A 12,952-nucleotide genomic window follows, 5' to 3' on the forward strand; every position below is an offset into this window, starting at 1 on the left:
TATGAAAATTTTGATAACCGGCGGCGGTACAGGTGGGCATATTTACCCGGCCTTAGCCTTTGTTAATCATGTGAAAAAGTTAGATCCAACGGCAGAATTTATGTATGTGGGAACCAAAAAAGGTTTGGAAAGCAAGATTGTACCCAGCTACGAAATTCCATTTAAAACAATTGAAATTCAAGGTTTTCGACGTTCATTAAGTCCCCAGAATTTCAAAACTGTTTATCTTTTTCTCAGTAGTATCGGTAAAGCTAAAAAAATTATTAAAGAATTTCAGCCTGATGTAGTCATTGGTACAGGCGGTTATGTATCAGGATCGGTTGTTTATGCTGCCAAGCAGTTAAAGATTCCAACAATCATTCATGAACAAAACAGTATTCCTGGAATTACCAACAAGTTTCTAAGTAAATTTGCGACGAGGGTGGCTATCTGTTTTCCTGATGTAGCTGCCTACTTTCCAAAAGAAAAAGTCGTTTTAACCGGGAATCCGCGTGCGCAGGAAGTAGTATCTGTTGAAAAATCCAACGTATTGCAGGCATATGGACTTGATCCTAACAAAAAAACGGTGGTTATTTTTGGGGGCAGTCGCGGCGCATTGAAAATCAATCAGGCGTTTGTTGAGGCGCTTCCCTCATTTGAAGAAAAAGAGTACCAAGTGCTGTACGCATCTGGAGAACGTTATTACCCTGAACTTCAAAAAAGTTTAAAGCTTACCGAAAAGAAACAGATGACAATCAGTATTCAGCCGTATATTGACAAAATGGCGGAGGTACTGGCTTCCGTTGATTTAATGGTCGGTCGGGCTGGCGCAACTTCGATTGCCGAGTTTACGGCATTAGGTCTGCCGGCAATTTTAATCCCAAGCCCTTATGTAACAAACGATCATCAAACAAAAAATGCACAAAGTTTAGTAAAATCCGGAGCAGTTGAAATGATCAGTGATCAGGAACTGACAGGAACGACTTTAGTTGCGGAAATTGATCGGATTCTTTTAGATGATAATCGTCATCAGCAAATGGCCGCTGCGTCTAAAAAAGAAGGCATAGCCGATGCGAGTGATCGTTTATTCAAAATAGTCGAAGAAATTATTGGATAGGGGGTGTAAAAGATTAGTAAGAAAAAAGAAGAGCCAGAAAAAGCAATTGAAGAAAATGAATCGCCTTTGGATGAACAGAATCTGACTCCTTGGCAAAAGGAAAATTTAGAGTACTTAAGAACACAGGGCGACGAGCCAGCCTGGAATCCGACAGAGGATGATAAAAAAGAGAAATCAGCAGAAGCAAAAGCTGAAACTGAGTCAGAAGCACAGGAAGAGAACATGACAGAAGAGGTCGAAGTTGAAAAACAAAAGAAAACTTACGAATCTTTTGCAGACCGTTTACCCAATATAAAAAAAGTCAGAAACACTAGACTTTTCCGCAGACTTACTTTGATTGTATCAGTCTTTTTAATCGCAATATTGATCATGTTATATTTCGTATCGCCTTTAAGTAAGCTGGGCGCGATTAGCGTCAGCGGGAATACTTCTGTCAGTACGAAAGACATTATTACTCAGTCGACGTTGAAGCGAGGCGAAGCTTTGTGGGAGCAATTTAACGACCGAAGTATTTACGAACAAAAAATCAAACGACAATTACCGCGAATAAAAAAAGCGACAATTTCTTTAAATGGCATCCACTCATTTAATATAAACGTTACGGAATACAAAGTGGTTGCTTTAGAATCGGTTGATAATGTTTTCCATCCTATTTTGGAAAATGGTAAGATTTTACCAGAAGAAAAAAAAGCGCCGGAAAGCGGCATGCCGATATTTCAAAATTTTAAAGATGAATCAATTATTAAAAACTTAATGGATGCTTACAATCAATTACCGGAAGACGTGAAGAAAAATATCTCTGAAATCCGATATGCACCTTCCAAAGCCAACAAAGAGCTGGTGAATCTTCATATGAAAGATACGAATGAGGTTATCGTCAATATTTCCCAAATGGTTGAAAAAATGGCTTACTACAACAAAGTAGCCAGCCAAATGGAACAGCCGGGAACAATTGATATGGAGGTCGGCATTTTCTCTTATCCATTTGAGAAACCAGAAACGACTGAAAGTGCAGAAGAAGCTTCACAATTGGAAGAATAATCGTAAAAAAAATCTTAAGAAAAATAAAAGAATAAATTAGTAGAATCTGCTTTCTAAAAAGCCTATGTTTATGGTAAAATTGAAAGAAGTGAGTATTCATAAAAAAATATATATTTAAACGAGCATTTAATGTTCGCTTACATATTGGAATTAATAGGAGGAGGAACCCCATTCATGGCAAAGACGGGAATGTATGTAGGCCTTGATATTGGTACAACATCAATCAAAGTTGTAGTGGCTGAGTTTATTGAAGGTCAAATGAATATTATTGGCGTGGGAAACGCAAAATCTGACGGATTAAATCGAGGGATTATCGTCGATATTGATAAAACAGTAAATGCGATTCAAAGAGCAGTAAGACAAGCAGAAGAAAAAGCGGGAATTCAAATTAAAAGTGTGAATGTGGGGTTACCAGCAAACTTACTTGAAGTGGAAAATTGCCAGGGAATGATCGCTGTAAGTAGTGAGTCAAAAGAAATCACTGATGAAGATGTGAGAAATGTTGCATCGGCAGCTCTGGTTCGTTCAACTCCTCCTGAACGCCAAATCGTAGCCATTTTACCACAAGAATTCACAGTAGATGGCTTTGAAGGGATCAAAGATCCTCGAGGAATGATTGGTGTTCGCCTAGAAATGTTTGGCGTTGTCTTTACAGGACCTAAGACAATCATCCACAATACAAGAAAATGTGTTGAAAAAGCTGGTTTAACTGTGAATGAATTAGTCATTATGCCTTTAGCCTTAACTGAAACAGTTCTTTCAGATGGTGAAAAAGATTTCGGTACGATCGTCATCGACATGGGCGGTGGTCAAACAACGACATCTGTCATGCACGATAAGCAATTGAAATTCACACATGTAAATCAAGAAGGCGGCGAATTTGTTACTAAAGATGTTTCAATCGTTTTGAATACATCTTTCAATAATGCTGAAGCGTTAAAAATCAACTACGGTGATGCTTTCCCTGAAAGAACATCAGTAAGTGAAGAATTTCCGGTAGATGTTATCGGTAAATCTGAACCAGTAAAAGTAGATGAACGCTATCTTTCAGAAGTAATCGAAGCAAGAGTCGAACAAATCTTCAAGAAATCAAAAGAAGTTTTGGATGAAATTGATGCTTTAGAGCTTCCTGGCGGAGTTATTCTAACTGGCGGCGGCGCAAGCCTTCCTGGAGTAGTAGACTTAGCTCAAGAAATTTTTGATGCGAGTGTCAAACTATACGTGCCTAATCATATGGGCTTACGTAATCCAGTCTTCACAAATGTGATTAGTATTGTAGAATATTCAGCACAATTAAATGACATCTATCATATTGCTAAAGGTGCAATTCCTGGTGAGAAGATCAAAACTTCCCAACCGGTTGCCGTTGAGCAGGAAGTTAAGTATGATACGTATGCAGATGCACCAGAGGAAGAGTACTACGACGATTCAACTACTCACGATTCTGGTGAAAAAGTCACTGGAAAAATTAAAGACTTCTTCTCAAACATTTTTGACTAATAACTAAAACAGGAGGAAACGATACTATGGAATTTTCTTTAGATAATAACATTAACAATGGCGCAGTCATCAAAGTTATCGGCGTCGGCGGCGGTGGCGGCAATGCAGTCAACCGCATGATCGAAGAAAACGTTAAAGGCGTGGAATTCATCGCTGCAAACACAGATGTCCAAGCCCTTAAAAACTCAAAAGCAGAAACAGTCATTCAATTAGGCCCTAAATACACACGTGGTTTAGGAGCAGGTTCACAGCCTGAAGTTGGCCAAAAAGCAGCAGAAGAAAGCGAACAAGTTATTTCGGATGCGTTGCAAGGTGCAGATATGATCTTTATTACAGCCGGAATGGGCGGCGGTACTGGTACCGGAGCAGCACCGGTAGTTGCTAAAATTGCGAAAGAATTAGGTGCCCTAACTGTAGGTGTCGTAACAAGACCATTCAGTTTTGAAGGACCTAAACGCGGACGCTTTGCAGCTGAAGGGATTGCCCTTTTAAAAGAAAATGTCGACACATTACTGATTATTTCAAACAACCGTTTATTAGAAGTAGTTGACAAGAAAACGCCAATGCTTGAAGCATTCCGTGAAGCGGATAATGTTTTACGTCAAGGTGTTCAAGGTATTTCAGATTTAATCACGGCACCAGGCTATGTGAACTTGGACTTTGCAGATGTAAAAACTGTGATGGAAAATCAAGGAACAGCCTTGATGGGTATCGGTGTTGCTAGCGGTGAAGAACGCGTCATCGAAGCAACGAAGAAAGCTATCTCTTCTCCATTATTAGAAACATCTATTGATGGTGCGGAGCAAGTCTTGTTAAATATCACTGGCGGCTTAGATATGACTTTATTTGAAGCGCAAGATGCTTCTGATATTGTGACAAATGCTGCAACAGGCGATGTAAACATTATCTTAGGTACATCAATCAATGAAGAACTAGGGGATGAAATTCGTGTCACAGTTATTGCGACAGGAATTGATCCATCAAAAAAAGAACGTAAACCACAACGTCAAAGCAGACCAACTCAAATTCAAGCAGTGCAGCAAGCACCTGTCTTGGATATGGAGCAATCAAAACCAACGCCAACACAACCGCAGGAAGAAACAAGCGCTTTTGGTGACTGGGATATTCGCCGTGAACAAAATGTACGGCCGAAAGTAGAAGATACGTCATTCGATAATGTTGAGAAAAAAGATTTCGAAACATTCCATCGTGAAGAACAAACACAAAATGACGATGAATTAAACACACCGCCATTTTTCCGCAGAAAAAGATAGGAGTGACTGACACATGCTGACAGATAATTTGAAACATATTAATCAAGAAATTCTGTTGGCATGTGAAAAAGCACAACGATCAGTATCAGATGTAACAATGATTGCCGTTACAAAATCTGTGGAAAGCCAAACTGCCAAGGAACTTGCAAAACTTGGAGTTGTAAATATGGCTGAAAACCGAGTAGATAAATTACTCGAAAAAAAAATGGCACTGAAAGATTTTTCGGTTATAAAGTGGCATTTAATTGGTAATTTACAGCGTAGAAAGGTAAAATTAGTTATCAATGAGATTGATTATTTTCATGCATTGGATAGCTTTAAATTAGCCGAAGAGATCCAAAAACGAGCTGAAAAAGAAATTTCTTGTTTCGTTGAAGTGAATATTACTGGTGAAGAAAGCAAACATGGTTTTAAACCGGCAGAGGTTTTGCCGTTTGTTCAAGAAATAGCCGAATTTGATAAGATCAAAATCATCGGTTTAATGACAATGGCGCCGTTGAATGCTTCAGAAAAAGAACTTCATGAGGTCTTTTCAGAATTAAAGAAATTACAATGCGCAATAAGTGATCAGCATCTGTCAAATGCACCATGTACAGAGCTTAGCATGGGAATGAGTAATGATTTCCCAATCGCTATCGAAGAAGGTGCAACTTTTGTACGAATCGGAACAGCAATTTTCAGAGGTGCGTAAAGGAGGGGAATCTATGTCAATTTTTAGTAAAAGTGCGTTATCTAGCTTTTTTGGATTATCTGGTGAAGATGAATATGATAATTATGACGAATACGAAGAACAAACTGTCAGTGAGCAGCCAAGACAGACGGTTCGACAAACACAAGCTCAGGTGCAAAGACCAAGTCAGATCCAAACACCCGCGGAGCCGTTAACCGAAAAACCATCTGCTCGTTATCGTTCAACAGAAACGCATCAAGATAATACTGAAAGCCGTCAAGGAACCGCATTTAATGAGAAAAAGGTTGTCTCCATGCGTAGTTCTAATAACTCAAGTAGCAAGCGGCCGGACACATATGCAGGTAAAGCTGGGAAGATTACGATTATCGAACCGCGCGTGTATTCAGAAGCAAAAAATATTGCGAAGCATATTATTGCAAGCGACGCCGTGTTGATTAATTTTCATTTAGTTGAAGAAAGCCAAGCTAGAAGAATCGTTGATTTTCTAACGGGTACTGTCTATGCGTTAGATGGTGATATTCAACGCGTTGGGGATGAAATTTTCCTATGTACACCATCAAATATAGAAATTGATAGTGCAACGGCTCAATCGTTGGCTCAGAAACAATTATTTGATTTTTAAGTCAGGAGGTCATTCATATTTCACTATTACTTTTTCTATTGTATAATGGCGTACGAATTTATTCGGGAATTTTAATTATTTATGCCTTATTATCTTGGTTTCCAGGTGCCTATGATTCTTTACTTGGACGTTTAATTGCCGGAATTTGTGAACCATATTTGAGGTTGTTTGATCGTTTGAATCTAAGAATAGGTATGATCGGTTTTAATGTAATGATTGCAATTATTGTATTAAACTTAGCAGCTGAAGTTTTAGGCAAAATTCTACTATCGATCATGTAGCAATAAAAGAAAGGATGATTTGTCTATGAACGCAAATGTGTATCAACATTTTCGAAAAGATGAGCATCCTTTTATTGATTCTGTGGGCGACTGGCTGGAACAAGTCGAAAGTCAATATGCTCCTTACTTAACCGATTTTCTTGATCCGAGACAGGCGTATATTTTAGAAACACTTATACGTCAAAATAGTGAGTTGAAGTTTCAGTTTTACGGTGGGTACGAACAAGCTGAACGTCGACGTTGTCTGATTTACCCTGATTATTATCAGGTACAGGAAGAAGACTTTGAAGTAGAATTGCTGGAAGTTGTTTATCCGGTTAAATTTTCTACGTTGTCACATGGTAAGATACTAGGAACTTTAGTTAACAGCGGGATTAAACGAGACTATTTTGGTGATATTATTTCGGATGGTCAGCGTTGGCAAGTCTTTACTGCAAAGGAAATTGCAAATTTTATTTTGACTCAAGTAGAAAAAATTGGCAAAATTTCAGTAAGGCTGGAAAAAAGAAAATATACGGAAATGATTCTTCCAAAAGATGAATGGACACAAGAACGGGCTACCATTAGTTCATTACGGCTGGATAATCTAATCTCTACCGTATATAATATATCTAGACAACGATCAAAACAGTTGATTGAATCTGGGAAAGTCAAAGTGAATTGGACTGAGAACACAAGACCTGATTTTCTAATCGATTTGTTGGACATTGTTTCAATTAGGGGCTTTGGTCGAATTCAGATTCAGCAGCTAGAAGGTAAGACGAAAAAGGATAAGTTTCGTTTGTTATTGGGAGTTTTACGAAAATAATCCAAAGAGGTGAAGAATTATGGCATTAACTCCATTAGATATCCAAAATAAGAATTTCTCTATTAAAATGAGAGGTTACAATCAAGACGATGTAGATGATTTTTTAGATCAAGTAACAAAAGATTATGAAGATGCGATCCAAAAAAATCGCGAATTGGAAAAATCTTTAAAACATGCAGAAGAAAAGTTACAATATTTCAATGAGTTGAAGGATGCCTTGAATCAGTCGATTATTGTGGCTCAAGATACTGCGGATAAAGTAAAAACTAGTGCGAACAAGGAATCAGAGGTGATCGTTACTTCAGCTGAAAATACAGCCAATGAAATGATTGCATCTGCTGAAAAACGTTCAACCAATTTAATTTCTTCTGCAGAAGACAAAGCTAAAGAAATTTTAACAGAAGCGACCGAACGTGCCCGTCAATTAGCGGCTGAAACAGACGACTTGAAGAAAAAAACGCGGGTATTCCATCAACGTTTAAGCTTAATGTTGGAAGCGCAGTTGGAACAAGTGAAAAGTGATGAATGGAATGAATTATTAAAACCATTTTCAAGCTATGTCAGTGACTCACATACAGTCATCAAAGAAGTGCTTGCACAAGAACTTGACAGTGCTGCAACAGAAGTGGCTGAAGCACCTGAAGCTGAGCAGTCTGATGCGCCAGCCGAAGCAGTTGATGAGCAGCCGACACTTGAACAAGCAGCTATTGATCCTAAAGCAATGCTTGATTTATTAAACAAAACTTCTGAATAAGGTTGTAAATAAATAGAACAGAAAAGTCAATTACCATTCTTTTAAGCGAGTCATTGATAGTGAAAGGATGACAGACCCTGGTATTGAAAAGATCCTCTATTTTACTCAAGTTTGAATAAAGTAAAGCTTGACGAGTGATTTCGTTAACAATCATAGAGAGAATCGGCTAATTTAGTGGTTCTGAATTTGGGTGGTAACACGAGTGCTTTCGTCCCTTGGGATGAAGGTACTTTTTTTGTATTTTAGGATAAATAAAAGCTTAATAAGTAAGCTTGTGATAATAGAAAGCGAGGAACCAAAATGAAAATGAAAGAAACACTGCAGCTTGGAAAAACTGCTTTTCCAATGCGCGGCAATCTGCCAAATCGTGAAGTTGAATGGCAGAAGGACTGGGAAGAACAAAAAATTTATGAAAAGCGTCAAGAGTTAAATGAAGGCAAACCAACCTTTGTGCTTCATGATGGCCCTCCTTATGCCAATGGTAATATCCATTTAGGGCATTCCTTAAATAAAATCAGTAAAGATATCATTATCCGTTCGAAATCAATGTCGGGCTATCGTGCACCTTACGTTCCAGGTTGGGATACTCATGGATTACCGATCGAGCAAGTTTTAACGAATAAAGGAATTAAAAGAAAAGAAATGTCTTTAGCTGAATACCGCGAAAAATGTGAAGAATACGCTCGTTCGCAGGTGGATAAGCAACGCGAAGACTTTAAACGCTTAGGCGTAGCAGGGGATTGGGAACATCCATACGTTACTTTGGATCCTTCATATGAAGCGGCTGAAATTCGGGTATTTGGTAAAATGGCTGAAAAAGGCTATATTTACAAAGGCTTAAAACCAATTTACTGGTCTCCTTCAAGCGAATCTTCTCTTGCAGAAGCAGAAATTGAATACAAAGATGTAAAATCGCCATCAATTTATGTGGCCTTTAAAGTGGCGGATGGTAAGGGAATTTTAGACACAGATACTTCTTTTGTCATTTGGACAACTACGCCATGGACGTTGCCGGCGAATTTGGGAATTTCTGTGAACCCAGCATATCAATATGTTGTTGTAAAAGCTAACGGCAATAAATACGTTGTGGCTAAAGATCTGTTAGATTCAGTCAAAGAAGCAATTGGCTGGGAAGAAGTGGAAGTACTTGAAACAATTGCCGGCAAAGAATTGGAGTATATGACTGCACAGCATCCGTTTTATGATCGGACTTCTTTACTTATGCTGGGAGACCATGTGACGTTGGACGCTGGTACAGGGCTGGTTCATACGGCCCCTGGACACGGGGAAGATGACTATATCGTAAGTAAAAAATATAATCTTGACGTTCTTTCACCAATTGATAATCGCGGAGTATTTACGGACGAAGCGCCAGGTTTTGAAGGTATTTTTTATGATAAAGCAAATCCGATGATTACAGCATTGCTGGATGAAAAAGATGCTTTATTGAAATTGGACTTCTTCGTTCATAGTTATCCACATGATTGGCGGACGAAAAAACCAGTAATTTATCGTGCCACTCCTCAATGGTTTGCTTCTATTGATAAATTCCGACAAAATATTCTGGATGAAGTGGAAAAAGTTGATTGGATCTTACCGTGGGGCAAAACCCGTCTTTATAATATGATTCGTGATCGCGGCGACTGGGTTATTTCTCGTCAACGTGCTTGGGGTGTGCCGCTACCAATTTTCTATGCGGAAAATGGTGAAGCAATTATTACGCCGGAAACGATCGATCATGTAGCGGAATTATTCGCAGAGCACGGCTCAAATGTCTGGTTTAAACGTGAAGCAAAAGAGCTACTTCCGGAAGGCTTTACACATCCGGGTTCGCCAAATGGTGAATTTACGAAGGAAAAAGATATTATGGATGTTTGGTTTGATTCAGGCTCTTCTCATGAAGCAGTGTTGCGTCAGCGTCCAGAATTAACCTTCCCGGCTGATATGTATTTGGAAGGTTCCGACCAATATCGCGGCTGGTTTAATTCAAGTATCACAACAAGTGTAGCAATTAATGGCGTAGCACCTTATAAAGCTGTTTTATCACAGGGCTTTACTTTAGATGGTGAAGGTCGTAAAATGAGTAAATCACTCGGCAATACGATTTTACCTGACAAAGTTATCAAGCAGATGGGTGCAGATATTTTACGCCTGTGGGTAAGTAGTGTGGATTATGAAGCCGATGTGCGGGTATCCATGGATATTTTAAACCAAGTATCTGAAGTGTATCGTAAAATCCGCAACACCATGCGTTTCTTATTGGCAAATACAAGCGATTTTGAACCAATGGAACATACTGTTGCTTATCAAGACTTACGCTCTGTGGATAAATATATGATGGTTCGTTTGAATCAAGTAATTAAAGAAATCCGTGAAAAAGGATATGAAGAGTACAACTTTATGCAGATTTACCGTACAGTCATGAACTTTTTAACAGTAGATTTATCTTCGTTCTATTTGGATTTCGCCAAAGATGTGGTCTATATTGAAGCTGAGGATAACTATCAACGTCGTTGTATGCAAACTGTCTTTTATCAAACAGCTGTAGCGCTGACAAAATTATTAACACCAATTATTCCACATACTTCTGAAGAAATCTGGAGTTTCCTGAAAGAAGAAGAGGATTATGTTCAGTTGTCTGAGTTCCCCGGCTATGAAGAATTTGCCAATCAGGCAGAATTGCTAGATACGTGGGAAGCATTCATGAGCTTTAGAGATAATGTGTTAAAAGCGTTAGAAGAGGCTCGTAATTCTAAATTAATTGGTAAATCACTGGAAGCTAAAGTAACGGTTTATCCGAATGAACAAATTCGTCAGTTATTAACAGCTGTGGATGCGGACATTGCCCAATTATTGATTGTTTCTGACTTTGATATTGCGGAGCAAGCAGCGGTTATTCCTGAAAATGTGGAAACATTTGAGGATATGGCTATTCTTGTGGAAAAAGCAGCGGGAGAAACATGTCAACGTTGTCGTGCTGTACGCACAGATGTTGGCGAAGACGAAAAATTACCGCATTTATGCGGTCGTTGCGCAACGATTGTGGAAGAAAACTATCCAGAAGCAGTAGCAGAAGGTTTTGAAGATTAATTATAGTTGAATCTAAAAGAATAACTAAAGAAGAAGTGGGCGGGACAAAACTAAAAAAACAGTTTTGTCCCGTCCACTTCTTCCTACGATTAGTCAAGAGGAAAAGAATAAACGATGGCCAGAAGTCAGATTCTTCGGCAATTTTATAAAAGACGATCAATATAAAAAGCATATTGATCGGCTCTTACTCCAATTGCTCGCACCTAAACGACTTTTGGCTCAACTTCTTCTTTTTCTAATCTAATTTACCGCGTTCACGGTACCAAATATCTGGTTCCCAAACCCAAGAGAATCCATCTTTTTCTAATAGCTCAAATGCTGCAGCAGGTCCCATAGAGGCTGCTGGATAATTTGGGAAATCAACAGAGGTCTTATTCCAAGCCTCACGAATGATATCCACAATACGCCAAGATTGAGCGACTTCATCCCAATGAGAGAAGTTTGTACCGTCGCCGTTTAGGCAATCCAATAATAGTTTTTCATAAGCTTCCGGGCTATTGCCGGAGGTTTCAGCATCATGACGATAGTCTAATTTCACCGGTGCTGTTGAAAACCCTTGCCCGATTTCTTTACCGTTCAGCGTTAGTGAAAAGCCTTCAGTCGGCTGAATGTAGATCGTTAAAATGTTTGGCGGCAGGTCCACTTTTTCCCCGCAGTTATCCACATCATCTTTAAAAACATTAATAGGAACTTGTTTAAAGACAATACTAATACGTGTGCCTTTTTCCGTGAGACGCTTTCCTGTACGAATATAAAAAGGAACGCCAGACCAGCGGAAGTTATCGATTAAAAATTTGCCGGCAACAAAAGTTTCTGTTTGAGAAGCTTCAGAAACATTCGGCTCCTCGCGATAGCTGGCAAATTCAGTTTTGCCAAGCCGCCCTTTGTCATATTGACCACGGACAAAATTTTCTAAAGCCTCTGTTTCAGAATAAAGACGGATCGCTTGAAGTGCTTTGACTTTTTCGGCACGAATTTCTGCTTCTGAAAATGCGACAGGCGGTTCCATTGCCAATAAAGAAACGACTTGCAAAATATGATTTTGAACCATATCTTTTAAGGCCCCGCTATGATCGTAATAGCCGCCGCGATCTTCCACACCTAAGCTTTCAGCAAAAGTGATTTGTACGTTGTCAATATAGCGGTTATTCCATTGTGACTCAAAAATATTGTTGGCAAAACGAATTGCAGAAATATTTTGGATCATTTCTTTGCCTAAATAATGATCAATTCTAAAAATATCATTTTCAGGGAAAACGGCACGAATTTCTTCATTCAGCTGATAAGCAGATTCATAATCGGAACCAAAGGGTTTTTCAATGACCAAACGATCAAAGCCGTTTTCAGTTAAGATATTTTGTGATTTTAGATGCTTGACGATGGTTCCGAAAAATTGTGGAGCCATAGCTAAATAATAGATATGATTGCCGCCTAATTCGTATTTATCATTTAAAGTATCTGATAATTTTTTGAGCGTATCATAATGCTCAGAGTCATTCACGTTATGTGACTGATAAAAAAAATGACTGGAAAAGTCCTGAGCTTCTTCATCGGTTGGATTCAAGTCTTGAAGCGTTTCTTGTACAATTTCCCGGTAATACTCATCCGACCAATCTCTTCTAGCTGTACCGATTACGGCAAAGTGCTTCGCTAAAAGACCTTTGCGGTATAGTCTGAATAAAGAAGGATATAGCTTTCTTTTAGCTAAATCTCCGGTACCACCGAATATAGTAAATAGCGCAATTTTTTCTGTCATAGTGTTCCCCGCTTTCATAGTGTCTATCATTATAGGATT

The 12,952-nt window shown here is 38.8% G+C and carries 11 protein-coding genes; 10 read left to right on the forward strand and 1 reads right to left on the reverse strand.

Annotation, left to right across the window (positions count from 1 at the left end):
• The first annotated feature begins 1 nt into the window (after nt 1).
• The 10 genes from murG (at nt 2) to ileS (ending at nt 11,157) form a co-directional block, all read left to right on the forward strand.
• Nucleotides 2–1,096, forward strand: a complete 1,095-nt coding sequence (gene murG / locus ABH902_RS08550) for an undecaprenyldiphospho-muramoylpentapeptide beta-N-acetylglucosaminyltransferase (protein WP_404590294.1) — start codon at nt 2–4, stop codon at nt 1,094–1,096.
• Nucleotides 1,097–1,162: 66 nt separating this feature from the next.
• A complete protein-coding gene (locus ABH902_RS08555) occupies nt 1,163–2,137 on the forward strand; it encodes a cell division protein FtsQ/DivIB (RefSeq protein WP_404590295.1) in 975 nt (324 codons plus the stop codon).
• Between the two features lie 174 nt (nt 2,138–2,311).
• Nucleotides 2,312–3,637 carry a cell division protein FtsA gene (gene ftsA, locus ABH902_RS08560; protein WP_404590296.1) on the forward strand — a complete coding sequence of 442 codons (1,326 nt, stop codon included), beginning with the start codon at nt 2,312–2,314 and terminating at the stop codon, nt 3,635–3,637.
• A gap of 26 nt (nt 3,638–3,663) precedes the next feature.
• A complete protein-coding gene (ftsZ, locus tag ABH902_RS08565; RefSeq protein WP_404590297.1) occupies nt 3,664–4,911 on the forward strand; it encodes a cell division protein FtsZ in 1,248 nt (415 codons plus the stop codon).
• A gap of 13 nt (nt 4,912–4,924) precedes the next feature.
• A complete protein-coding gene (locus tag ABH902_RS08570) occupies nt 4,925–5,602 on the forward strand; it encodes a YggS family pyridoxal phosphate-dependent enzyme (RefSeq protein WP_404590298.1) in 678 nt (225 codons plus the stop codon).
• A 13-nt stretch (nt 5,603–5,615) separates the two neighbouring features.
• A complete protein-coding gene (locus tag ABH902_RS08575; protein WP_404590299.1) occupies nt 5,616–6,224 on the forward strand; it encodes a cell division protein SepF in 609 nt (202 codons plus the stop codon).
• 38 nt (nt 6,225–6,262) lie between these two features.
• The gene (locus tag ABH902_RS08580; RefSeq protein ID WP_404590300.1) at nt 6,263–6,505 is read left to right on the forward strand and encodes a YggT family protein; all 243 of its coding nucleotides are present in this window, start codon (nt 6,263–6,265) and stop codon (nt 6,503–6,505) included.
• Between the two features lie 25 nt (nt 6,506–6,530).
• A complete protein-coding gene (locus ABH902_RS08585; protein ID WP_404590301.1) occupies nt 6,531–7,313 on the forward strand; it encodes an RNA-binding protein in 783 nt (260 codons plus the stop codon).
• A gap of 19 nt (nt 7,314–7,332) precedes the next feature.
• Nucleotides 7,333–8,067, forward strand: coding sequence for a DivIVA domain-containing protein (locus ABH902_RS08590; protein WP_404590302.1), 735 nt, complete (start codon nt 7,333–7,335; stop codon nt 8,065–8,067).
• Nucleotides 8,068–8,367: 300 nt separating this feature from the next.
• Nucleotides 8,368–11,157, forward strand: a complete 2,790-nt coding sequence (gene ileS / locus ABH902_RS08595) for an isoleucine--tRNA ligase (RefSeq protein ID WP_404590303.1) — start codon at nt 8,368–8,370, stop codon at nt 11,155–11,157.
• Between the two features lie 235 nt (nt 11,158–11,392).
• On the opposite strand, the gene zwf is transcribed toward ileS, so the two are convergent.
• Complete coding sequence (gene zwf / locus ABH902_RS08600) at nt 11,393–12,913, reverse strand: glucose-6-phosphate dehydrogenase (protein ID WP_404590304.1); 1,521 nt, start codon at nt 12,911–12,913, stop codon at nt 11,393–11,395.
• Between the last annotated feature and the right edge of the window lie 39 nt (nt 12,914–12,952).

Source organism: Enterococcus sp. UD-01, from assembly GCF_044909655.1.
Classification (GTDB): Bacteria; Bacillota; Bacilli; order Lactobacillales; family Enterococcaceae; genus Enterococcus_L.